Origin of the sequence: Streptomyces sp. enrichment culture, from assembly GCF_964272895.1 — a bacterium.
GTDB lineage: Bacteria > Actinomycetota > Actinomycetes > Streptomycetales > Streptomycetaceae > Streptomyces.
The window spans coordinates 2,898,219-2,921,083 of sequence record NZ_OZ186832.1 but is presented as its reverse complement, the minus strand read 5'-3'; the positions used below and the strand labels follow the sequence as shown (position 1 = coordinate 2,921,083).

Sequence of the window (22,865 nt, the reverse complement as noted above, 5' to 3'; positions counted from 1 at the left end):
TCACGACAGGGGTCAAACGGCTCTTCGGGCCTTACGCTGGCGACCATGACAGCCCTGGAACCGCGCGACAAGGACGTCCTCCTGCCGTCCGACCCCACCGCCGATCCCGCCCCGGCCGACGAAGCCGCCGGGGGCGTGCTCGGCCGGGCCTACCGGGCGCTGAGCATCGGCATCGTGTCCGTGGTGCTGCTGATCGCCTTCGAGGCGACGGCGGTGGGCACGGCGATGCCGGTGGCCGCCCGCGAAATGGACGGGGTCTCGCTGTACGCGTTCGCGTTCTCCGGGTACTTCACCACGAGCCTGTTCGGGATGGTGCTGTCCGGCCAGTGGTCGGACCGGCGCGGGCCGCTCGGCGCGCTGACCACGGGCATATCGGCCTTCGGCGCCGGTCTGCTGCTGTCCGGGACGGCCGGCGCCATGTGGCTGTTCATCCTGGGCCGGGCGGTCCAGGGGTTCGGCGGCGGCCTGGTGATCGTCGCCCTGTACGTCGTCGTGGGCCGCGCCTATCCGGAGCGGCTGCGTCCGGCGATCATGGCGGCGTTCGCGGCGAGCTGGGTGGTGCCGTCCATCGTCGGCCCGCTCGCGGCGGGCGCGGTGACCGAGCACATCGGCTGGCGCTGGGTGTTCGTCGGCATCCCGGTGCTGGTGGTCTTCCCGCTGGCCCTGGCGCTGCCGCAGATACGCAGGCGGGCGGCCGGCCCGGTGGGCGGGCCGGACACCGACCCGGCGGACGCCGGCGCGCGGGGCTCGCTCGACCGGCGGCGCATCCGGCTCGCGCTCGGCATCTCGCTGGGCGCGGGACTCCTCCAGTACGCCGCCCAGGACCTGCGCTGGCTGTCGGTCGTGCCCGGCGTCGCGGGGGCCGCGCTGCTGGTGCCGGCCGTGCTGGGGCTGCTGCCGCGGGGGACGTACCGGGCGGCGCGCGGGCTGCCCTCGGTGGTGCTGCTGCGCGGACTGGCGGCGGGGTCGTTCATCGCGGCCGAGTCGTTCGTGCCGCTGATGCTGGTCACGCAGCGGGGGCTGTCGCCGACGTTGGCCGGGTTCTCGCTCGCGGCGGGCGGCGGGACATGGGCGCTGGGCTCGTGGGTTCAGTCACGGCCGCGGGTGGAGCCCCACCGGCAGCGGCTGATGACGCTGGGCATGGTGCTGGTGGCGGCGGCCATCGCGGCCGCGCCGAGCGTACTGATCGACTGGGTGCCCGCCTGGACCGTCGCGGTCGCCTGGGGCTTCGGCTGCTTCGGGATGGGGCTGGTGATCTCCTCCACCAGCGTGCTGCTGCTCCATCTCTCCGCGCCCGAGGAGGCCGGTACCAACTCCGCCGCGCTCCAGATATCCGACGGCCTGTCCAATGTGGTCCTCCTCTCCACGGGCGGCGCCGCCTTCGCGGCCCTGGGCGGCGGCACGGTCAGCCACGCGGCGACCGACTCGGCCGGCTCCCATCCGGCGGCGTTCGCCGCGGTGTTCCTGCCGATGGCGGCGGTGGCCCTGGTGGGCGCGTGGGTGACGACACGGCTGCGGGAGCGGTGACAGACGGCTGCGGGAGCGTCGGCCGACGGCTGGGGGAGCGGTGACAGACGGCTGCGGGAGCGTCGGCCGACGGCTGGGGGAGCGGTAGCGGGCGGGGGTGCGGTCGCCCCGGCGGGAGCGAGGACGGGAGCGAGGGCGGGAGCGGTGGCGGCGAGAACCGTTCGTCGCGCCGGGTGGCGGCCAGATCCGTTCGTCGCCGGGCGGCGGCGAAATCCGTTCGTCGCCGGGTGGCGCCGGGGCTAGCCTCGCCGCCATGGATCAGTACACCGTCGCCCTGCCCGCCGACGTCGGTCAGGCCCTGGCGGACCTCGCCGATGCCGTCGGCCGCAGTCCGGAGGACCTCGTGCTGGAGGCCGTGCGGGAGCGGCTGGCGAAGGAGGCGGCGCGGGTGCGGGTCGCCGCCGAACTGCTGGCGGACGCGCACGCCGACCTGCTGCGGAGGCTGGGCGAATGACCAGGTACCTCAGTGTGGGGGAGACGCGGACGATCGCGCGGATCGCCTTCGGCGGCGGTGAGCCGGGGATGCGGGAGCCCGGCTTGTTCGAGTCGGCCGTGCGGCGGCCGCGGGCCCGGATGTTCGGCGAGCAGGCGTACACCGACCTGCACGAACAGGCCGCCGCGCTGCTGCACGCCCTCGCGACCAACCACCCCCTCGTCGACGGCAACAAGCGCGCCGCCTGGCTGGCCGCGGCCACGTTCCTCAGGGTGAACGGCGTGGATCTGGAGGGCTGCGACCAGGACGCGGCGTACGAGCTGGTCGTGGCGGTGGCCGCCGGCGAGCTGAGCGACGTAGGAGAGATCGCGGGACGGCTGAGGCGGCTGTGACGTCAGTCCCACCGACGGGCGACCCGGCGTCGTCGGCGCGTTGACACCGCCGGGTCGCCGGTAGGGTGGCCCGGTTGTCATACGTAGCCGAGCCACCCCCGTACGGAGACCGTGACTACCACAGCCGCCTCCACGTCTCATCACCTCTCCCCGGCCTTCCCCGGCCGTGCGCCCTGGGGCACCGCGAGCAAGCTGCGGGCCTGGCAGCAGGGAGCGATGGAGAAGTACATCCAGGAGCAGCCGCGAGACTTCCTGGCGGTCGCCACCCCCGGCGCCGGCAAGACGACGTTCGCGCTGACGCTGGCGTCCTGGTTGCTGCACCACCACGTCGTGCAGCAGGTGACCGTGGTCGCGCCGACCGAGCACCTGAAGAAGCAGTGGGCGGAGGCGGCCGGACGGATAGGGATCCGGCTGGACCCGGAGTACAGCGCGGGCCCGCTCGGCAAGGAGTACCACGGTGTCGCCGTGACGTACGCCGGTGTCGGGGTGCGGCCCATGCTGCACCGCAACCGGGTCGAGAACCGCAAGACGCTGGTGATCCTGGACGAGATCCACCACGCCGGCGACTCCAAGTCGTGGGGCGAGGCGTGTCTGGAGGCGTTCGAGCCGGCGACGCGGCGCCTGGCGCTCACCGGTACGCCGTTCCGGTCCGACACCAACCCGATCCCCTTCGTGACGTACGAGGAGGGCCCGGACGGCATCCGGCGATCGGCCGCCGACTACACCTACGGCTACGGCTCGGCGCTCGCCGACCATGTCGTGCGCCCGGTGATCTTCCTGTCCTACAGCGGCAACATGCGCTGGCGCACCAAGGCGGGCGACGAGATCGAGGCCCGGCTCGGCGAGCCGATGACCAAGGACGCGATCAGCCAGGCGTGGCGGACCGCGCTCGACCCGCGCGGCGAGTGGATGCCGAGCGTGCTGCGCGCCGCCGACCAGCGGCTGACCGAGGTCAGGAAGGCCATCCCGGACGCGGGCGCCCTCGTCATCGCCTCCGACCAGGACTCCGCGCGGGCCTACGCCAAGCTGATCCGGGAGATCACCGGCACCAAGGCGACGCTGGTGCTGTCGGACGACGCGGGGGCGTCGGACCGTATCGACGAGTTCAGCAACAGCAACGACCGGTGGATGGTCGCCGTCCGCATGGTGTCCGAGGGCGTCGATGTGCCCCGCCTCGCGGTCGGCGTGTATGCGACCACCATCTCGACGCCGCTGTTCTTCGCGCAGGCCGTCGGGCGCTTCGTGCGGTCGCGCAGGCGGGGCGAAACGGCGTCGGTGTTCCTGCCGACCGTGCCCGACCTGCTGACGTTCGCGCACGAGATGGAGGTCGAGCGCGACCACGTCCTGGACAAGCCGAAGAAGAACGGCGAGGAGGACCCGTACGCCGAGGAGGAGAAGCTCCTCAAGGAGGCGGAGCAGCAGAAGGACGAGGACACCGGCGAGCAGGACATGCTGCCGTTCGAGGCGCTGGAGTCGGACGCGGTGTTCGACCGGGTCATGTACAACGGCGCCGAGTTCGGTATGCAGGCGCACCCCGGCAGCGAGGAGGAGCAGGACTACCTCGGCATTCCGGGTCTCCTCGAACCCGAGCAGGTGCAGCTGCTGCTGCAGAAGCGGCAGGCCCGGCAGATCGCGCACAGCCGGAAGAAGCCGGACGCCGAGGCGGACCTGCTGGAGCTGCCGGCCGAGCGGCGGCCGGTGGTCACGCACAAGGAGCTGATGGAGCTGCGCAAGCAGCTGAACACGATGGTGGGCGCGTATGTCCATCAGAGCGGCAAGCCGCACGGGGTGATCCACACCGAGCTGCGGCGGGTGTGCGGGGGGCCGCCCAGCGCGGAGGCCACGGCCGGACAGCTTCGGCAGCGGATCGCCAAGGTCCAGGAGTGGGCCACGCGGATGAGGTGACGGGGACCGCCCCGCGGCCGCCGTACGTTTCTACGCAAACGCCAGCACTCCTCCCCGGCCCCTGACCGGATTCTGGACTTAGCCTTCCGCTGAGCGAACCCCCTTCGCTAATGTCCCGCTACGCACACGCCCCGTGGCAGCGCCGCCGCGGAGCGCAGCCGTGAAGCGACCGGTTCCGGACAGGCCGGGCCGTCAGCCGATCGGCGGCCCTCTGAAGCGCGTCGCCGACGGGACTCGGTGACGCATCCGCCGCGAGGGGCCGCCGACCTCACCACCAAAGGAGTGGGCGTCGTGACCGCGGAGACCTCTCAGACGCTCGACCGGGGCCTCAGAGTCCTGAAGCTGCTGGCCGACACCGACCACGGGCTGACCGTGACCGAGCTCTCCCACAAACTCGGCGTGAACCGGACCGTCGTCTACCGTCTGCTGGCCACGCTGGAACAGCACGCGCTCGTACGGCGTGATCTGGGCGGACGTGCCCGCGTCGGGCTGGGCGTGCTGGGGCTGGGCCGCCAGGTGCATCCGCTGGTACGGGAGGCCGCGCTGCCGGCGCTGCGCTCGCTGGCCGAGGACATCGGCGCCACCGCGCATCTGACCCTGGTCGACGGGGCGGAGGCGCTGGCCGTCGCGGTCGTCGAGCCGACCTGGACCGACTACCACGTGGCCTACCGGGCGGGCTTCCGGCACCCGCTGGACCGCGGGGCCGCGGGCAAGGCCATACTCTCCGCCCGGCTGAAGCCGTTCGAGGACCCCGGCTACACGCTGACCCACGGCGAGCTGGAGGCCGGCGCGAGCGGCGCGGCCGCGCCCCTGATCGGGGTGACCGGTGTCGAGGGCAGCGTGGGCGTGGTGATGCTGGCCGACGCCGTGCCGGAGCGGGTCGGCCCGAGGGTCGTCGAGGCGGCCCGCGAGGTCGCGGAGGCGCTGCGCTGACACTGCGGCTGCCGTGGAGGCAGGGCGGCGAGAGGGCGATCAGGCGGCCTGGTCTTCGGTGAGCGCGAGCGCGGGGGCGGCCGTGGGCCTTCGGTGAGCGAGTGCGGGGTTAGCGGTGGGCCTTCGTGAGCGCGAGCGCGGGGGCGGCCGTGGGCCTTCGGTGAGGGAGCGCGGGGCTAGCGGTGGGCCTTCGTGAGCGCGAGCGCTGGGGCGGCTGGGGGCCTTCGGTGAGTGAGCGCAGGGGCAACCTGTGGGTCTTCGGCGATCGAGCGCAGGGGCAACCCGTGGGTCTTCGGCGATCGAGCCCAGGGGCCCGTCGCCTACGGCGGCCGAACACAGGGCGCCCGCCGACCTGCGGGTGATCACGCCCAAGACGCACGCCGCCCTTTGGGCCATCGGGCAAAACCCGCGCCCCATCTTTGGCCGTTCCTCCTGCCCGCCCCACCCCCTCGCCCCGCATGATCGAGGGCACCCGCCCCGGCCTCAGCCCAGGAGACCCCGTGCCCTCCCTCGATCTCACCGCCGACGTCGTCGACCTCACCCGTGCCCTCGTCGACCTGCCCTCCGAGAGCGGGCACGAGCGGCAGCTCGCGGACGCCGTGGAGGAGGCCCTCGGCAGGACACCGCACCTGACCGTGGACCGCGTCGGCCACTCGCTGGTGGCCCGCACCGACCTCGGCCGGCCGGAACGGGTGCTGATCGCCGGGCACCTGGACACCGTCCCGGCCGCCGGGAACCTGCCCTCCCGGCTGGCGGACGGACGGGTGTACGGGCTCGGCGCCTGTGACATGAAGGGCGGCGTCGCCGTCGCGCTGCGGCTCGCCGCCCACCTGACCGCGCCCGTACGCGACGTGACGTACGTCTTCTACGAGTGCGAGGAGGTCGAGGGCGACCGCAACGGCCTGCACCGCATCGCCGCCGAGCGGCCCGGACTCCTCGACGCCGGCCTGGCGATCCTCATGGAGCCCTCCGACGCGGGCGTGGAGGCCGGCTGCCAGGGCGTGCTGAGCGCCGACATCGTCGTACGGGGCGAGCGGGCGCACACCGCGCGGTCCTGGATGGGCGCCAACGCGGCGCATCTGGCCGCGCCCGTGCTCCAGCGGCTCGCCGAGCACCGGCCGGAGCGGATCGTCATCGACGGGCTGGAGTACCGGGAGGGGCTGAACGCGGTGGCCGTGCGCTGCGGGGTGGCCGGGAACGTCGTACCCGACGAGTGCGTGATCACCGTCAACTCCCGTTTTGCGCCGAGCCGTTCGCCCGAGGAGGCGGAGGCGTACGTCCGCGGGCTCTTTCCCGAGTACGAAACGACAGTCACCGAGGTCGTGCCGGGTGCGCTGCCCGGGCTCGACCGGCTCGGCGGCCTCGTGACCGCCCTCGGCGCGCGCCCGCGGCCCAAACTGGGCTGGACGGACGTGGCCCGGTTCGCCGCGCTGGGCACGCCCGCGCTCAACTACGGCCCCGGCGACCCGGCGCTGGCCCACACCGCCGGGGAGTACGTGCCGGTGGCGCAGCTCGCGGAGTGCGAGAAGCGGCTCAGCGAGTGGCTGCGCTGAGCCCCGCCAGCGTCCTCAACTGGAGCCACAGCAGCAGCCGTTCGTCGGGATCGGTGAGGTCGACGCCGATGTGCCGCTGGAGCTGCTTGAGCCGGTAGCGGCAGGTGTTGGGGTGCACGGCGAGGAGTTCGGCGGCGCCCGCCATGTCGCAGCCCGCGTCGAACCAGCACACCAGGGTGCGGGCGTAGTCGGTGCCGTGCTCGGCGTCGTACGCCAGCACCCGCCGCCAGGCTCCCGCGCTCAACTCCCGCCGCTCGCCCAGCACTTCCCCGAGCCGCAGCAGCGTCACCCGTGCGCGCACCTCGTCCACGGCCGCCACCGGCAGGTCCGCGTCCAGCACCCGCAGCACCAGATCTGCGTCCGCCCGTGACTCCGCGGCCCCGGACACGTCCGGCACCACCTCGCCGAGCCCCGCCCGCACCTGAGCCCGCAGTGACTGACCGGCCCGCCGCACGATGTCCTCGGCCAGTGCCCGGTGCCGCGCCCCGCCGCTCTCCCCGGGCGCGGGCAGCAGCGCGTACACCACCCCGTCGACCAGCACCGCGGCCTGCCGCCCGTAGCGGGCCTCGCACTGCAGGCGTACGACGTCCAGCAGGCGCAGCGCGGTCTGCTCGGCGTCGGCGAGCGCGGCCGACGAGTCCAGGACGAACGCGGCGACCCGCACGGGGCCCTGCAGTCCGAGGCGCTGGGCGGCGTCCGACGGGTCCGCCGTGCCGTCGAGCAGGCGGCGCAGCAGGTCGCTGTTCTGGTGCCGGGCCAGCTCCTGCGCGGCCCTGGCCCGCAGCAGGAGCAGCGCGGCGGTGGAGGCGCCCTGGGCCAGGGTGTCCTCGGCGTCCGGCGCGAGCGTGCCGTCGTCGACGGTCCAGATCGAGCCCAGCGTCTCGCCGCCCGCCCGCACGGCCACCGCCAGCCGCGGCAGCTGCCCCTCGCCGAGCGCGGGCAGCCGCACCGGGCCGCGGGCCGCGAACAGCACGCGGTACTGCTCGCTGTTCTCCACGCCGGCGGGGACCCTCAGGCCCAGGATGCCCTGGCGCCGGTCCTCGTCCACGGGCTGGCCGGGCACGGTGGAGTAGGCGAGCAGACGCTGGCGCGGATCCTCCACGGCGGTGGCGCCCCCGGTCGCCGTCGCGATGGCGTCGGCCAGCGCGAACAGATCACCGAGGCCGTGTCCGGGCGGTGCATGCCGGGCGCCGATGGCCGAGGCCAGCAGCAGGTGCACCTGGTGCCAGGCCGCGTCCGCGTCGACCGCCAGCAGCGCCACGCCGTGCTCCTCGGCCTGCGCGACGGGCCCGTCCGGGCCGCGCACCACCAGTCCCGTCATCCCGGCCGCGGCCACCGCCCGCACGAGCGGCCCGGTCGCCGCGGCCGGCACCCCCACCGCGAGCAGCAGCGCGCCCGGCGCACGGGAGAGCGGGGCGCCCGCGTCGTACAGCAGCGCCTCGGTGACGGGAACGCCGAGCCCGGCCGGCGCGGTCAGCAGCCGTACCGACGGGCCCCCGACGACGTCCAGAAGATCCCCGAGCGTGTCCATGAGCCGCTCCCCTTCCTTGGCTGATCCGCACAGCACGGTACGCATCCGTTGTACGCCCGGCCAACGCGCGCGGGCCGTCCGGCTCGGAGACTCGGGGCATGACCACCGAAGTCAGTATCCGCAGCGTCCATGACGTCGCCGGGGTCGCGGCCGTCGCCGACCACTTCAGCGACGTCTGGCACACCCCGCGCAGTGCCCCGCCCTATCCGGCCGAGGTGCTGCACAGCCTGATCCACGCGGGCGGCGCCGTGCACGCCGCCTACGACGGCGAGCGCCTCGCCGGGGCGGCCGTCGCGGTGCGCGGGCCGGGGCCGGACACGTACTCGCTGGTGGCGGCCGCCGACCGCGGGCTCGGGCCCGCCCTGAAGCAGGCCCAGCGGGACTGGGCCCTCCGGGCCGGTGCCCGCACCATGCGCTGGACCTTCGATCCGCTGGTCGGCCGCAACGCCCGCTTCAACCTGGTCAAGCTCGGCGCCGTCGGCACCGAGTACCTGGTCGACTTCTACGGTCCGATGGCCGACGGGGTGAACGCGGGCGACGAGAGCGACCGGCTGACGGTGACCTGGGATCTGCGGGCGCCGCTACGGCCGTACGAGCCGGGGGACCGCGAGAGCGCGCCGGTCACGCGGCGCGCGCCGGACGGCGGCGCCCTCGCCCACCGCGACGGCGGGCGCGTCTGGTGCCGGGTCCCGGCGGACGTCGTCGCGCTGCGCGCCGCCGACCCGGCCCTCGCCCTGCGCTGGCGGCACGCCGTGCGCGAGGTGTTCACGGAGGCGTTCGCCGAGGGCTTCACCGCGACCGGTATGTCCCGCGACGGCTGGTACACCCTGGAGGCCACCGCATGAAGCTCGAACGCGTCGAGATCGTCCATGTGGCGATCCCGCTGGTCACCTCCTTCCGCACCTCCTTCGGCACCATGACGGCCAAGGACACCTTCCTGCTGCACGTCGTCACCGACGAGGCCGAGGGCTGGTCGGAGTTCGCCGCCGACCCCGAGCCGCTGTACTGCTCGGAGTTCGTCGCCGGCGCGGAGATCGTGCTGCGCGACTTCCTGCTGCCGCGCGCGGCCGCGCTGCCGCACCTCACCACGGCCGCGCTCGCCCCCGCGCTGTCCGGGATCAAGGGCCACGAGCTGGCGAAGGCGGCCCTGGAGACGGCCGTCCTGGACGCGGAGCTACGGGCGTACGGGATGCCGCTGGCGGTGCATCTGGGCGCGGTGCGCGACCGGGTGCCGGCGGGTGTGTCCGTCGGCATCAAGCGGACGGTGGCCGAGCTGCTGGACGACGTGGAGCGGTATCTGGCCGAGGGGTACGTCCGGATCAAGCTGAAGATCGAGCCGGGCTGGGACGTCGAGCCGGTACGGGCCGTGCGTGAGCGGTTCGGCGAGGCGCTGCCGCTCCAGGTGGACGCCAACACGGCGTACTCGCTCGCCGACGCCGAACACCTGCGAAGGCTGGACGACTTCGGGCTGCTGCTGATCGAGGAGCCGCTGGAGGAGAACAACCTGCACGGCCACGCCCGGCTCCAGCAGCGGCTGCGCACCCCCGTCTGCCTGGACGAGTCGCTGCACAACGCCCGCGACACCGCCTCCGCGATCGCCCTGGACGCCTGCCGGGTGGTCAACGTCAAGCCCGCCCGCGTCGGCGGCTACCTGGAGGCCCGCCGGGTGCACGACGTGGCGCACGCGCACGGGGTGCCGGTGTGGTGCGGCGGCATGCTGGAGACGGGCATCGGCCGCGCCCCGAACCTGGCGCTGGCCGCGCTGCCCGGCTTCACCCTGCCCGGCGACACCTCCGCCTCCAGCCGCTACTTCGCCGAGGACCTCACGGAGCCGTTCGTCCTTCAGGACGGCCATCTCCCCGTGCCGACCGGCCCCGGCATCGGCGTCGCCCCGCTGCCGGAGGCGCTGCGGCGTTTCACCAGGGAGCGCAGGGACCTGTACGGGGGACCGTCCCGGCCGCCACGTTAGATTGACCCCGTGCTCTCTCGTCTCACGCGCCCCCAGGCCGTCGCCGTCTGTGCCCTCCCCGTCGTGGCCCTGCTCGCCACGGCCGCGTTCGCGCCGCTGCCGTTCGCGGTGGCGCAGCCGGGGATGACGGCGGACGTCCTGGGCGAGAACAAGGGCGACCCGGTGATCACCATCTCGGGCGCCCCGACCCGCGAGACCCGCGGTGAGCTGCGGATGACGACCATCGAGGCGACCAGCCCGGACACCCGGATCTCCCTCGGCGACGTACTCGACGGCTGGTTCCGCACGGACCGGGCCGTCATGCCGCGCGACTCGGTGTACCCCTCGGGCGACACGGTCGAGGAGATCGAGCGGCACAACACCGCGGAGATGAAGAAGTCCCAGGACGCGGCCGCCGAGGCCGCCCTGAACCATCTCAAGCTCGACCCCGACGACGTCAAGGTCAGCCTGAAGCTCGCCGACGTCGGCGGACCCAGCGCCGGCCTGCTCTTCGCCCTGGGCATCGTCGACAAGCTGGACGGCGGCGACCTCACCGGCGGCCGGGTCATCGCCGGCACGGGCACGATCGACGCCGACGGCCGGGTCGGCGCCGTCGGCGGCGTGGCCCTCAAGACGCAGGCCGCGCGGCGCGACGGGGCGACGGTCTTCCTGGTGCCGGCGGCGGAGTGCTCCGACGCCGAGTCGGACCTGCCGAAGGGACTGCGGCTGATCCCGGTCACCACGCTGAAGGGCGCGGTGGATGCGCTGGCGGCACTGGAGACGGGGAAGGGGAAGGTGCCGCGCTGTTAGGCGGGGCCTGGGACGGGCCTGGGGGTGGCGAGCCGTAACCCGAGCTCGACAAGGGTCCAGCCGAGGCGGACGCGCAGGTCGCGGGAACGCTGGGCGGCGAGGGCGGCGCGGTGGTCGTCGGCCTCGGTGCGCAGACGGGTGTAGCGGGCGAGGTCGGGCGGCGTCATCGGGTGTGCCTTTCTCAGTCGGTGGAGATCGGGAAGGCGTGCGTGTGTACGCGGACGGTCGTCGCGTCGGGGGCTTCGCGGCCCCGGTAGCTGTTGATCAGCGCGTGCATCTTCTCGATGAGCTCGGTGGCCTCGGCTGGGGTCAGTCGCAGCGTGTAGTCGCTCAGGTCGGTGGACTGGGAGGACCACGCCGGAAGCCAGTCGTGGCGGGTGGCGACGAAGGTGGTCATCTCGCGGGTGTGGTTGGCCACCGCTTCGTGCATCAGGACATCCATGGCGCCCCGGGTGGCGGGGTCGTCGGGCACGAGGCCCTCGTCGAAGCTGATCCCGTCGTCGACCATCCGCCACCAGCGCTCACGGCCCTTGCCTCGCTCCGGGGCGTCCGCCACGAACCCGTGCGCGGCGAGCTGCCGCAGGTGGTAGCTGGTGGCCCCGCTGGACTCGCCCAGGCGCTCGGCGAGCATCGACGCGGTGGCCGGACCGTGCAGGCGCAGGGCGCGCAGCAACTGCAACCGCAGCGGATGCGCCAGTCCACGCAGCGAACGGGCGTCCAGTTGACGGACGTTGGGCTTCTCGGGCTCGTCCATGCGTACAAAGCTAGCGTTGCAAAGAAACCTATGCAAGGGATTCTTTGCAACCAAACCTCGGCAACTCCGGGGCGCTCAGCCCTCCTTCACGAACCCCTCGTCCTTCATCCAGTCCAGCGCCACCGCGTGCGGATCCTCCCCGCCCACGTCCACGCGGGCGTTCAGCTCCTGTGCCACCGCGTTGTCCAGCTTCGCCGTCACCGGGGCCAGGACGTCCGCGATGGCCGGCCACTTCTCGAAGGTCTTGGAGTTGATCTCGGGGGCCGCGTTGTAGTTGGGGAAGAACTTGCGGTCGTCGTCCATCACCGCGAGGTTCATGGACTTGATGCGCCCGTCGGTGGTGAAGACCTCCCCGAAGGTGCAACTGCCCTTCGCCGCCTGGGTGTAGATGATCCCGGTGTCCATCTGCGTGATCCGGGACGCCGGCACGTTCATCCCGTACGCCTTCTGCATCCCCGGCAGCCCGTCCGCGCGGTTGGCGAACTCGCTCTCCACGCACAGCGTGACGGCCCCGGGGTCGGACTCGGCCAGCGCGGCGACGTCGGACAGGGTCTTCGTGCGGTACTTCTTGAAGTTCTCCTGGTTCATCGCCAGCGCGTAGGTGTTGTTCAGCCGGGACTGCGGCAGCCAGGTCAGCCCGTTCTTCACGTCGGCGTCGCGCACGGCCTCCCACTGCCGCTGCGGGTCGTCGATCGGCTCGCTGTTGCCCATGTACGTGATCCAGGCGGTGCCCGTGTACTCGTACATGGCGTCCGCGTCGCCCTTGCGGACCGCCTCGCGCCCGCCGATCGAGCCCTGGATGCCGGTGCGGTCGAGGACCTCCGCGCCGGCCGCCTCGAAGGCGATGCCCATGATGGAGCCGAGGATCAGACTCTCGGTGAACGACTTGGAGGTGACCGTCAGTTCCGCGCCCTTGAGCGGCTCGCCCTTCCCGATGGAACCGGGCCGCACGTCGTCGACCATGGGGGAGCCGCTGGTCAGCCCGCAGCCCGCGGCCGGCAGCAGCGCGGCGAGCAGCAGCCCGGCCGGAACGAGAACCGCGCCCCGCCTCATCGCCCCACCTCCAGCCCCCGTGGCCGCAGCATCAGCTCCGCCAGGGAGGCCAGCCAGTCCACCAGCAGCGCGAGGGCGATGGTCAGCACCGAGCCGAGCACCAGGACCGGCATCCGCTGGTTGGTGATCCCCGCGGTGATCAGCACGCCGAGCCCGCCGCCCCCGCCGAAGGTCGCCAGCGTCGCGGTGCCGACGTTGAGGACCAGTGCGGTGCGCACGCCCGCCAGGATCAGCGGGACCGCCAACGGCAGTTCGACCTTGGCCAGCACCTGCGCCGCCGACATGCCGATGCCGCGAGCGGCCTCCAGCAGCGTCGGGTCGTTGGCGCGCAGCCCCGCGATGGTGTTGGACAGCACCGGCAGCACGGCGTAGGCGATCATGCCGATCAGGGCGGCCCTGCGGCCGATGCCCAGCCAGATCACCAGCAGCGCGAGCAGGCCGATCGCCGGGGTGGCCTGGCCCATGTTGGCGATCGCCATCACCACCAGGGTGGCCCGGCGCAGCGCCCCGCGGGTCAGCAGGATGCCCAGCGGGACGGCGATGATCAGCACGAAGAAGGTCGAGATCGCGGTGAGTTCGATGTGCTGCCACAGCGCCTTGGTGACCTGGCCGTCGGAGATCGCGTTCTCCGAGATCGTGTCCAGGTCGGCCTGTTCGAACCACAGCCAGGTCGCCAGCAGCACGGCGACGACGAAGACCGGCAGGAAGGTCAGCTTCTGCCAGGTGACGCGTCTGCGGGTCGGCGGCGAGGGCGGCGGTGCCTCCTCCGCCTCCTGCTCCTCCAGCTCGGGTGCGCTCACGCCTTCGCCTCCCCTCCGAAGCCCTCCTGCTCCGCGTGCGTGCGCTCGGCCCGCGCCTCCTCCAGCTCGTGCTGGTGCTCCATGGCGTCCAGCCGGTCGGCCTCCAGCAGTTCGTGCACGGAGTTCATCAGCGTCTCCATGTCGACGACGCCGGTGTACTCCCCGCGCCGCCCGGTCACCGCGACCCGCCCGGCGTTGTCGGTGAGCACCGCCTCCAGCGCGTCGCGCAGGGTCGCGTCCCTGGTCACCGTGTCGTGCACCAGCGTGCCCGCGCGGGCGAGCGATCCCTTGGCCCGCATCAGATCGCCCCGGCGCAGCCACTTGTAGGGGCGGCCGCGCTTGTCGAGCAGCAGGATCTCGTTGGTCCCGCTGGAGCGCAGCATCAGGAAGATCTCCTGCAGCGGCGTGTCCACGGTCACCGTCGGATAGTCGGTGATCTCCACATCCCGTACGCGGGTGAGGTTCAGCCGCTTCAGGGCCGCACCCGCGCCGACGAAGCCGGAGACGAAGTCGTCGGCCGGGTTGGTCAGGATCGCCTCGGGGGTGTCGAACTGGGCGATGTGCGATCGTTCGCGCAGCACCGCGATCCGGTCGCCGAGTTTGATCGCCTCGTCGAAGTCATGGGTGACGAACACGATCGTCTTGTGCAGTTCGTGCTGGAGCCTGATCAACTCGTCCTGGAGGTGGTCGCGGGTGATCGGGTCGACCGCGCCGAACGGCTCGTCCATCAGCAGCACCGGAGGGTCCGCGGCCAGCGCCCGGGCCACGCCGACGCGCTGCTGCTGGCCGCCGGAGAGCTGGCGCGGATAGCGGCCGTGGAATTCGCCGGGGTCCAGGCCCACCAGGTCCAGCAGTTCCTCCACGCGGTCCTTGATGCGGCCCTTGGACCAGCCGATCATCTTCGGCACCAGACCGATGTTCTGGGCGACCGTCATGTGCGGGAACAGGCCGGCCGACTGGATCGCGTAGCCGACCTTGCGGCGCAGCTTGACCGCGTCGATGTCGGTCACGTCCTCACCGTTGATCCGGATGCGGCCACTGGACGGCTCGATCAACCTGTTGATCATCTTGAGCGTGGTGGACTTACCGCATCCCGACGGGCCGACGAAGATGACCGTCTCGCCCGCCTTGATCTCCATGTTGACGTTGTCGACGGACGGCTGCGGATTGCCGGGATACCGCTTGGTCAGGTTCTCCAGCTCGATCGTGGCACCGGTGGTCGATGCATCCACATCAGACACGGATCCCCCTGGGGATGGTCAGCCGGCCGATCAACACGTACACGGCGTCGAACAACAGGGCCAGCAGGATGATGCCGAGCGTGCCCGCGAGCACCTGGTTGATCGCGTTCGCGCTGCCCAGCGAGGCCAGGCCCCGGAAGATGACATTGCCCAGACCGGGCCCGGAGGCATAGGCGGCGATGGCCGCGATGCCCATCAGCATCTGCGTGGAGACCCGGATGCCGGTCAGGATGGGCGGCCAGGCCAGCGGCAGCTCCACCCGCGCCAGCCGCGTCAGCCGGGACATCCCGATCCCCTTGGCGGCGTCCACCAGCGCCGGATCGACCCCGCGCAGGCCCACGATCGCGTTGCGCACGATCGGCAGCAGCCCGTACAGCGTCAACGCGATCACCGTGGGCGGCACACCGAGGCCCACGATCGGGATCAACAGACCGATCATGGCCAGCGAGGGGATGGTCAACACGGTCGAGGTGGCGGTGGTCGCCAGGTTCCCGGCCCAGTCGCTGCGGTAGGTGACCACACCGATCAGCACCCCGAGCACGGTCGCCACCACCATGCACTGGAACACGGCGCTGGCGTGCTGGAAGGCGTCCGTGAGCAGCTGCTGGTGGCGGTTGCCGAGGTACTCCCAGAAGTTCAAGCGGTCACCTCAAGGGTCGGATCAGGTCGCTCCCTTCCGGTCCTCCGCCGCCTGCTCCACCAGCGGGATGATCCGCGGCGGCACAGGGTTCTCCATCACGATCGCGGTGGAGGCCCGGACGATCCCATCGAAACCGACGACGAGGTCGATCACACGCTGGAGATCGGCGTTCGAGCGGGCCACCAGACGGCACAGCATGTCCCCGCTGCCGGTGGTGGTGTGCAGCTCCAGCACCTCCGGCACACTCGCCAAGTGCGCCCGGACATCGGCCCCTTGACCCTGCCGGATCTGCAGCGTGGCGAACGCGGTGACCGGGTAGCCGAGGGCCGCCGGATCCACGTCCGGACCGAATCCGCGGATGACTCCGTTCGACGTAAGCCGGTCCAGCCGCGCCTGCACGGTCCCTCGCGCCACGCCCAGCCGCCGCGACATCTCCAGCACCCCGATGCGCGGCTCCCGCGCCAGCAGCACGATGATGCGCCCGTCCAGATGATCGATCGCCATGCCCTGCTCCCCTGGGTGGTCATCCTGTACAGAAAGCCCGCCTTCACCGCCGTATCACTGAGCAGATTGCCCAGTGAACGAGCGAACTATTGCGCACCTTGCAGGGTGGCGCGAGGCTTCGGCTATGACGCAGACCACACACCACACTCCCGACACCGCCCGGCAGGCCGACCCCTTCCCGGTCAAGGGGATGGACGCGGTCGTCTTCGCCGTGGGCAACGCCAAGCAGGCGGCGCACTACTACTCCACCGCCTTCGGCATGAAGCTGGTCGCGTACTCCGGACCGGAGAACGGCAGCCGTGAGACCGCGAGCTATGTGCTGGAGAACGGCTCGGCCCGCTTCGTGCTCACCTCGGTGATCAAGGCCAGCACCCCCTGGGGCCACTTCCTCGCCGAGCACGTGGCCGAGCACGGCGACGGCGTGATCGACCTCGCCATCGAGGTCCCCGACGCCCGCAAGGCGTACGCCTACGCCATCGAGCACGGCGCGACCTCCGTCGCCGAGCCGTACGAGCTGAAGGACGAGCACGGCACCGTCGTCCTCGCCGCGATCGCCACCTACGGCAAGACCCGCCACACCCTGGTCGACCGCTCCGGCTACGACGGCCCCTACCTGCCCGGCTACGTCGCCGCCGCCCCGATGGTCGAGCCGCCCGCCCAGCGCACCTTCCAGGCCATCGACCACTGCGTCGGCAACGTCGAGCTCGGCAAGATGAACGAGTGGGTCGGCTTCTACAACAAGGTCATGGGCTTCACGAACATGAAGGAGTTCGTGGGCGACGACATCGCGACCGAGTACAGCGCGCTGATGTCCAAGGTCGTGGCCGACGGCACGCTCAAGGTCAAGTTCCCGATCAACGAGCCCGCCATCGCCAAGAAGAAGTCCCAGATCGACGAGTACCTGGAGTTCTACGGCGGCGCCGGCGTCCAGCACATCGCGCTGAACACCAACGACATCGTCGCCACCGTCCGCACCATGCGCGCGGCCGGCGTCCAGTTCCTCGACACCCCGGACTCCTACTACGACACCCTCGGCGAGTGGGTCGGCGACACCCGTGTGCCGATCGAGACCCTGCGCGAGCTGAAGATCCTCGCCGACCGCGACGAGGACGGCTACCTGCTGCAGATCTTCACCAAGCCGGTCCAGGACCGCCCGACGGTGTTCTTCGAACTCATCGAGCGGCACGGCTCCATGGGCTTCGGCAAGGGCAACTTCAAGGCCCTGTTCGAGGCGATCGAGCGCGAGCAGGCCAAGCGCGGCAACCTCTAACGGGGGAGCGGCGTCTCAGGTGGCTCGCCCAGCGCGTCCAGCGCCCGGCGGGCCACCGGCGCCTGAAGAGGAGAGAACCACGGATTGATCCGCAGCGCCTCCTCAAGGTGCCGCCGGGCGGGACCGGACATCCCCAGGCCCCGCTCGATCACCCCGCGGTGGAACAGATGCAGCGCGCTGCGCACCCCGCCCCCGCGCTCCTTGTCCGTCGCCCGCAGCGCGAACCCCAGCGCCTCCTCGTCCTCCCCGGCCCGGTGCAGTGCCCAGCCCAGCGCGTCCGCCACCGCGATCCCCGGCTGCCGGCGCCACTCCGCCCGCAGCCGCCGCACCGCCGCCCGCGGATCCCCGTGGTCCGCCTCGAACAGGCCCAGCACCAGCTCCTCGTCCACCCCGCCCGCGGCCGCCGCCCGCACCCGCGCGCGCAGCAGGTCGTACGTCACCCGCGCCGCCTGCCCGAGCCCCAGCGACTCGTACAACTCGCCCAGCTCCAGCGCGTACTGGGGCACCGGCTGCTTCGCCAGCGCCGCCCGGTACGCGGCCAGCGCCTCCGTGGTGCGCCCCAGCGCCGCCAGCGCCCTGCCCTGCCCGGCCTGCGCCGCCCGCTGGTCGGGGTCGGTGCGCAGCGCCTCCTGGAAGTGCCTCAGCGCCGACGCGCGGTCCCCGCGCTCGAACGCCAGTTGCCCGCCCCGCTCCAGCCACGCCGCCCGCTCGGCCGGGGTGCGCGCCGCCGCGGCCGCGTCCGACAGCGCCGCCGCCGCGTCCTCCCGCCAGCCCCGGTCCCGGTAGACCGCCGCCGCCCGCGCCCGCACGACCGGATCCGAGCGCAGCTCCAGCAGCCGGTCGAGGGCCTGCTTCGCCGCCTTGTGGTCGTTCAGCCCCGTACACGCCTCGATCAGCGGCCCGTACGCCGTCCAGCGCTTCCGCTCCGCTTTGAGCGCGGCCTCGCCGTAAACCCGCGCGGCCCGGAAATCCCGCCGCGCGTTCGCCAGCACCGCCAGCCCCTCCAGGGCCTGCGCGCCCCCGCGCAGCCGCTGCGAGGTCCTCAGCGCCCGCTCCGCCCGCGGATACCACCGGGCGTCGGCCAGCCGCCGCCCCTGCTCCACATACGCCGCCCCGAGCACCGCCCAGGACTGCGCGTCTCCGGGATGCCTGCGCAGATGCCCCTGCCGGTCGGCGATCAGCACCGCCAGATCGGGCAGCGCGGCCGGCACCCCGGCGGTCACCGCCGTCCGCGCCAGCGCCACCGGCCCCGGCGCCCCCCGCGCCACATCCCGCCCCTCTTCCGGCGGCAGCGCCATCAGCGTCCCGCCGAGCACCAGACACCCCACGAGCGCCCCGACGACCACACCCGTCGCCAGGCGCTCCCGTAGCCGTCGTGCCTTCTCCTCGCTGTCCATGCCGCTCACTGTGCGTCAGTACGACGACCCCACCCGGGCAGCCGAGGGCCGCCGCCCACGGGGTTCACACCGATGGCCCCGGGTGCCACGCTGTGATCATGAGCCGTATCGAAGCCGCGCCCGACGAGGCGCAGGGCAACCTCACCGACCGGCTGCGCACCGGCCTGCCCGCCGAGGCCGTCCTGACCGACCCCGACGTCATCGCCTCCTACGCCCACGACATGGCGAGCTTCTGTCCGGCCGGCACCCCCGCCGTGGTGGTCCTGCCCCGCACGGTCGAACAGGTCCAGCACGTCATGCGGACCGCCACCGCACTGCGCGTCCCCGTCGTCCCGCAGGGCGCCCGCACCGGCCTGTCCGGCGCCGCCAACGCCTCCGACGGCTGCATCGTGCTGTCCCTCGTCAGGATGGACCGCATCCTGGAGATCAACCCGGTCGACCGTGTCGCCGTCGTCGAACCGGGCGTCGTCAACGCCGCGCTGTCCCGCGCGGTCGGTGAACACGGCCTGTACTACCCGCCGGACCCCTCCAGCTGGGAGCAGTGCACCATCGGCGGCAACATCGGCACCGCGTCCGGCGGACTGTGCTGCGTCAAGTACGGGGTGACGGCCGAGTACGTCCTCGGCCTGGACGTCGTCCTCGCCGACGGCCGCCTGATGTCCACCGGCCGCCGCACCGCCAAGGGCGTCGCGGGGTACGACCTGACGCGGCTGTTCGTCGGCTCGGAAGGCTCGCTGGGCATCGTCGTACGGGCGACCCTGGCCCTCAAACCCCGGCCGCCGCAGCAGCTCGTCCTGGCCGCCGAGTTCGCCTCCGCGGCGGCCGCGTGCGACGCGGTGTGCCGGATCATGGCCGGCGGGCACGTCCCGTCCCTCCTCGAACTGATGGACCGTACGACCGTCAAGGCGGTCAACGAACTCGCCCACATGGGCCTGCCGGACAGCACCGAGGCGCTGCTGCTCGCCGCGTTCGACACGCCCGACCCGGCCGCCGACCTCGCCGCCGTCGGCGCCCTGTGCGAGGCCGCCGGCGCCACCCAGGTCGTCCCCGCCGACGACGCCGCCGAGTCGGAACTGCTGCTCCAGGCGCGCCGGCTGTCGCTGACCGCGCTGGAGGCGCTCCAGGGCACGGCGATGGTCGACGACGTGTGCGTGCCCCGCTCCCGCCTCGGCGACATGCTGACCGGCGTCGAGCGCATCGCCGAGAAGTACGCCCTCACCATCGGCGTGGTCGCCCACGCCGGGGACGGCAACACCCATCCCACCGTCTGCTTCGACGCCGCCGATCCCGACGCCTCCCGGCGCGCCCGCGAGTCCTTCGACGAGATCATGGCCCTCGGCCTGGAGCTCGGCGGCACCATCACCGGCGAGCACGGCGTCGGCGTCCTGAAGAAGGAGTGGCTGGCGCGCGAGATCGGACCCGTCGGCGTGGAGATGCAGCGGCAGATCAAGCAGGTCTTCGACCCGCTCGGCATCCTCAACCCGGGCAAGCTCTTCTGACCCGTCCGGCAGGCGGCTCACTCCCCGTCCTTGGACTCGTCCGACGGCCAGGGGTCCCGCAGCCACAGGTCGTCGGCCGGAGTGGGGGCGAGCAGCTCGGCCAGGCCGTCGTCGATGCCCAGCTGCTCCGCCTCGGTGCCGGGGGGCACCACCCGCAGCGTCCGCTCCAGCCAGGCCGACACCTGCGCGGCGGGCGCCTCCAGCAGCGCGTCCCCGTCCGGGGAGCTCAGCGCCATCAGGACGACGCTGCGCCCGCTCACCTTCGTCGGCCACACCCGCACGTCCCCGTGCCCGCACGGCCGGAACACGCCCTCCACCAGCAGCTCGCGGGCGAACGTCCAGTTCACCGGGTGCTCGGAGTTGATGTGGAAGGTGATGTGCACGGCGAACGGGTCGTCGGTGCGGTAGCTCAGCCGGGCCGGGACCGGGATGCTGCGCTCGGGCGACAGGATGAGCTTGAGCTCCAGCTCGCGCTCCACGACGGTCTGGTGCATGGCCGTTCCTCTCTCGTACGGGTCTGTCGTACGGCTCGGTCGGGGACCCAGGGGCGGGCCCGTACGAGTGGAGAGCGGGGTGGGCCCGGAGCATTACGCGGGTTCTGAGAAATTTTTTTCCGGGCCGGGTGAAGGGGGCGCACGGCGTTGCCCGGAAAGGAGTGGGTCCTGCGGGACACGCCCTGCCGGTTGCGCCGGTCTGATAGATGTGGAGGCCCCCATCCCACCCCCGAGCAGATACGGGACGACGGACATGAGCGCCCCAACCCCGGCCCCCGGTGACGACCGGCCCCGCGAGGGCTACTACCCGGACCCTTCCATTCCCGGATACGTCCGCTACTGGAACGGTTCTGCCTGGGTGCCCGGCACCAGCCGCCCGGCGCCGTCCGACGGCGAGCCGCTCACCCCGCCGCCGGGCGTGGTCCCGCGGACGCGCGGGGGCGGCGCGTCCGCCCCGCCCGGCTCCCCGCTGCCGACGGCGCACGGCCCTTCGGCGACCTCCGGCGCCGCGTCGGGCTCCGGGGCGCCGGCCGCGCCGGGGTCTTCGGCGGCCACCGGGTCCTCGGTGGCCCCCGGTGTTTCGGCTGCCTCCGCGGCTTCGGCCGCGCACGGTGCCGCGGCGGCCTCCAGGTCTTCGGCGGCCTCCGGGTCTTCGGTGCCCCCGGCCTCCGGGCCTTCGGTGTCCCCGGTCTCCGGGCCCTCTGCGCCCCCGGCCTCGGTCGAGGAGACCGGCCCGCACTTCTTCGACGAGGACCCGGAGCCCGCGCAGTCGTCCGACGGCCGTCCGGAACCGGCCTCCGCGTGGGGCGCCGACCGCGCCCACCAGTCCGGTTTCGGCGGCGACCAGGACCGCCGCGTCTCCTGGGGAGCCGATCCGAGGGTCCCCGCCGACGCGCCCGCCGCCGACAGCGGCAACACCTTCGTCTTCCGCCGCCCGACGCGCGGCGACGACCAGGGCGCGGGAACGGCCTCGCCGGGCGCTGCCGGGGCTTCCGGCGTCACCGGTTCGGGTGCCGCTGCCTCCGGGGCGGACGACGCGGCCGGGCCCCGGTTCGCGGGCGGTTCCGCGGCGGCCGCGGGCGCGGGGCGCGGTGCCGGGTCCCGTCCCGGTCCCTCCGACGAGGGCACCATGACCTTCCGTGCCGTCCCCCCGCGTACCGGTGCCCCCGGCTTCGACGCCGGGAAGGCCGCCGCCGAGCGCCCCGCGGCGCAGGGCCCCGCGGGAGCGGCCGGACAGCAGGGCGGCGCCCAGGCGCCCTCCGCCGCGCACCCCGCCCCGACGGCCACTCCCTCCGCCCCTTCGGCACCCGTCGCCCCCTCGGCCTCCTCCGCCCCCTCCTCCCTCTCCGGCCCCCAGCAGGCCGCCCCCGGCGTCCCCCCGCAGTCGGCCGGACTGCCCCAGCCCGCCCCCGTACCCGCCGCCGTCGGCCCCGTCACCAGCGGCCCCGGCGGCGGACAGTCCTCCTGGGCCCAGCAGGTCCACCGCCTCGCGGGAGGGACGGCGGAGGAGCAGCCGGTCGCGCCCTGGAAGCCGCCCGTGGAGGACCCCTTCCAGGCGGCCGCACGGCGCCAGGCGGCGGCCCGTCCGGCGGCGCTCGGCAAGCGGCTGGCGGCGCGGCTGATCGACACCGTCGTCGTCCTCGGCGTCACCGCCGTGGCGGCCGTCCCGCTCGGCGCCAGGGCGGCGGACCACCTCCAGGGCAAGATCGACGCGGCCAAGCAGTCCGGCCAGACGGTCACCGTCTGGCTGCTGGACGGCACCACATCCACGTACCTCGGCATCATCCTCGGCGTCCTGCTGCTGACCGGTGTCCTCTACGAGGCGCTGCCCATGGCCAAGTGGGGCCGCACCCTCGGCAAGAAGGCCCTCGGCATCGAGGTGCGGGACATCGAGGCGCACGAGCCCCCGACGTTCGGCGCGGCCCTGCGCCGCTGGCTGGTCTACAGCGTCCCCGGACTGCTCCTCTTCGGTCTCGTCGGCGTCCTGTGGTGCCTCGTCGACCGCCCCTGGCGGCAGTGCTGGCACGACAAGGCCGCGCACACCTTCGTCGCCGGGTGAGCCCTTCCGTCGGAGCGGGGTGCGCGCGCCCCGCGGCGGAAGCCGCGTGAGGACTCCCGTCGTGGCGGAGCGAGCGCACCCCACGGCGGGATCCGGGTGATCCGGTAGCCCGGACGGCCGCG

22 protein-coding genes are annotated in these 22,865 nt (G+C 73.0%); 12 read left to right on the top strand and 10 right to left on the bottom strand.

Going from position 1 to position 22,865, the window contains the following annotated elements; genetic code table 11:
• Positions 1-45 precede the first annotated feature (45 nt).
• The 6 genes from ACSU6M_RS13250 to dapE all read left to right on the top strand — a co-directional run bounded on the left by ACSU6M_RS13250 (position 46) and on the right by dapE (position 6,743).
• Positions 46-1,527, top strand: coding sequence for an MFS transporter (locus ACSU6M_RS13250; RefSeq protein WP_437069809.1), 1,482 nt, complete (start codon positions 46-48; stop codon positions 1,525-1,527).
• 253 nt (positions 1,528-1,780) lie between these two features.
• Positions 1,781-1,981: a hypothetical protein gene (locus tag ACSU6M_RS13245; protein ID WP_437069808.1), complete on the top strand. Its 201-nt coding sequence runs from the start codon at positions 1,781-1,783 to the stop codon at positions 1,979-1,981.
• The gene (locus ACSU6M_RS13240) at positions 1,978-2,352 is read left to right on the top strand and encodes a type II toxin-antitoxin system death-on-curing family toxin (RefSeq protein WP_437069807.1); all 375 of its coding nucleotides are present in this window, start codon (positions 1,978-1,980) and stop codon (positions 2,350-2,352) included. The genes ACSU6M_RS13245 and ACSU6M_RS13240 overlap by 4 nt, the downstream gene beginning before the upstream one ends.
• A gap of 111 nt (positions 2,353-2,463) precedes the next feature.
• Complete coding sequence (locus ACSU6M_RS13235; RefSeq protein ID WP_437069805.1) at positions 2,464-4,257, top strand: DEAD/DEAH box helicase; 1,794 nt, start codon at positions 2,464-2,466, stop codon at positions 4,255-4,257.
• Positions 4,258-4,548: 291 nt separating this feature from the next.
• Positions 4,549-5,190, top strand: a complete 642-nt coding sequence (locus ACSU6M_RS13230; protein ID WP_437069803.1) for an IclR family transcriptional regulator — start codon at positions 4,549-4,551, stop codon at positions 5,188-5,190.
• A gap of 500 nt (positions 5,191-5,690) precedes the next feature.
• Positions 5,691-6,743 carry a succinyl-diaminopimelate desuccinylase gene (dapE, locus tag ACSU6M_RS13225; RefSeq protein ID WP_437069801.1) on the top strand — a complete coding sequence of 351 codons (1,053 nt, stop codon included), beginning with the start codon at positions 5,691-5,693 and terminating at the stop codon, positions 6,741-6,743.
• Here dapE and ACSU6M_RS13220 read toward each other — a convergent pair.
• The gene (locus tag ACSU6M_RS13220; protein ID WP_437069799.1) at positions 6,724-8,274 is read right to left on the bottom strand and encodes a PucR family transcriptional regulator; all 1,551 of its coding nucleotides are present in this window, start codon (positions 8,272-8,274) and stop codon (positions 6,724-6,726) included. The two genes, dapE and ACSU6M_RS13220, sit on opposite strands and share 20 nt — an antisense overlap.
• A 98-nt stretch (positions 8,275-8,372) precedes the next feature.
• On the opposite strand from ACSU6M_RS13220, the gene ACSU6M_RS13215 reads away from it, so the two are divergent.
• The 3 genes from ACSU6M_RS13215 to ACSU6M_RS13205 are packed head-to-tail and all read left to right on the top strand — an operon-like array spanning position 8,373 to position 11,032.
• Positions 8,373-9,119, top strand: coding sequence for a chorismate synthase (locus ACSU6M_RS13215; RefSeq protein ID WP_437069798.1), 747 nt, complete (start codon positions 8,373-8,375; stop codon positions 9,117-9,119).
• Positions 9,116-10,243, top strand: coding sequence for an o-succinylbenzoate synthase (menC, locus tag ACSU6M_RS13210; protein ID WP_437069797.1), 1,128 nt, complete (start codon positions 9,116-9,118; stop codon positions 10,241-10,243). Before ACSU6M_RS13215 ends, menC begins: the two co-directional genes overlap by 4 nt.
• 9 nt (positions 10,244-10,252) lie before the next feature.
• The gene (locus ACSU6M_RS13205) at positions 10,253-11,032 is read left to right on the top strand and encodes a YlbL family protein (protein ID WP_437069795.1); all 780 of its coding nucleotides are present in this window, start codon (positions 10,253-10,255) and stop codon (positions 11,030-11,032) included.
• Here the strand turns inward: ACSU6M_RS13205 and ACSU6M_RS13200 are convergent.
• From ACSU6M_RS13200 to ACSU6M_RS13170, 7 genes are all read right to left on the bottom strand, one after another.
• Positions 11,029-11,199: a hypothetical protein gene (locus ACSU6M_RS13200; RefSeq protein WP_437069793.1), complete on the bottom strand. Its 171-nt coding sequence runs from the start codon at positions 11,197-11,199 to the stop codon at positions 11,029-11,031. The genes ACSU6M_RS13205 and ACSU6M_RS13200 overlap by 4 nt on opposite strands.
• Positions 11,200-11,213: 14 nt before the next feature.
• Complete coding sequence (locus tag ACSU6M_RS13195; RefSeq protein ID WP_437069792.1) at positions 11,214-11,786, bottom strand: helix-turn-helix domain-containing protein; 573 nt, start codon at positions 11,784-11,786, stop codon at positions 11,214-11,216.
• A gap of 75 nt (positions 11,787-11,861) precedes the next feature.
• Entirely contained in the window at positions 11,862-12,839 is a 978-nt protein-coding gene (locus ACSU6M_RS13190; RefSeq protein WP_437069790.1) for a glycine betaine ABC transporter substrate-binding protein, read from the bottom strand.
• Positions 12,836-13,639: an ABC transporter permease gene (locus ACSU6M_RS13185; protein WP_437069788.1), complete on the bottom strand. Its 804-nt coding sequence runs from the start codon at positions 13,637-13,639 to the stop codon at positions 12,836-12,838. The genes ACSU6M_RS13190 and ACSU6M_RS13185 overlap by 4 nt, the downstream gene beginning before the upstream one ends.
• Complete coding sequence (locus tag ACSU6M_RS13180; RefSeq protein ID WP_437069787.1) at positions 13,636-14,880, bottom strand: betaine/proline/choline family ABC transporter ATP-binding protein; 1,245 nt, start codon at positions 14,878-14,880, stop codon at positions 13,636-13,638. The genes ACSU6M_RS13185 and ACSU6M_RS13180 overlap by 4 nt, the downstream gene beginning before the upstream one ends.
• Positions 14,873-15,520, bottom strand: coding sequence for an ABC transporter permease (locus ACSU6M_RS13175; RefSeq protein WP_437069785.1), 648 nt, complete (start codon positions 15,518-15,520; stop codon positions 14,873-14,875). The genes ACSU6M_RS13180 and ACSU6M_RS13175 overlap by 8 nt, the downstream gene beginning before the upstream one ends.
• A gap of 21 nt (positions 15,521-15,541) precedes the next feature.
• Complete coding sequence (locus tag ACSU6M_RS13170) at positions 15,542-16,024, bottom strand: Lrp/AsnC family transcriptional regulator (RefSeq protein ID WP_437069784.1); 483 nt, start codon at positions 16,022-16,024, stop codon at positions 15,542-15,544.
• Between the two features lie 124 nt (positions 16,025-16,148).
• On the opposite strand from ACSU6M_RS13170, the gene hppD reads away from it, so the two are divergent.
• The gene (gene hppD / locus ACSU6M_RS13165) at positions 16,149-17,294 is read left to right on the top strand and encodes a 4-hydroxyphenylpyruvate dioxygenase (RefSeq protein WP_437069782.1); all 1,146 of its coding nucleotides are present in this window, start codon (positions 16,149-16,151) and stop codon (positions 17,292-17,294) included.
• Here the strand turns inward: hppD and ACSU6M_RS13160 are convergent.
• Positions 17,291-18,691: a tetratricopeptide repeat protein gene (locus ACSU6M_RS13160; RefSeq protein ID WP_437069780.1), complete on the bottom strand. Its 1,401-nt coding sequence runs from the start codon at positions 18,689-18,691 to the stop codon at positions 17,291-17,293. The genes hppD and ACSU6M_RS13160 overlap by 4 nt on opposite strands.
• A 92-nt stretch (positions 18,692-18,783) precedes the next feature.
• Here ACSU6M_RS13160 and ACSU6M_RS13155 point away from each other — a divergent pair, with 92 nt between their 5' ends.
• On the top strand, positions 18,784-20,190 hold the full coding sequence (locus ACSU6M_RS13155; protein ID WP_437069778.1) for an FAD-binding oxidoreductase: 1,407 nt from the start codon (positions 18,784-18,786) through the stop codon (positions 20,188-20,190).
• A gap of 17 nt (positions 20,191-20,207) precedes the next feature.
• Here the strand turns inward: ACSU6M_RS13155 and ACSU6M_RS13150 are convergent, their stop codons facing one another.
• Positions 20,208-20,684, bottom strand: coding sequence for an SsgA family sporulation/cell division regulator (locus ACSU6M_RS13150; RefSeq protein ID WP_437069776.1), 477 nt, complete (start codon positions 20,682-20,684; stop codon positions 20,208-20,210).
• 253 nt (positions 20,685-20,937) lie between these two features.
• On the opposite strand from ACSU6M_RS13150, the gene ACSU6M_RS13145 reads away from it, so the two are divergent.
• Entirely contained in the window at positions 20,938-22,743 is a 1,806-nt protein-coding gene (locus tag ACSU6M_RS13145) for an RDD family protein (RefSeq protein WP_437069775.1), read from the top strand.
• Positions 22,744-22,865: the final 122 nt, after the last annotated feature.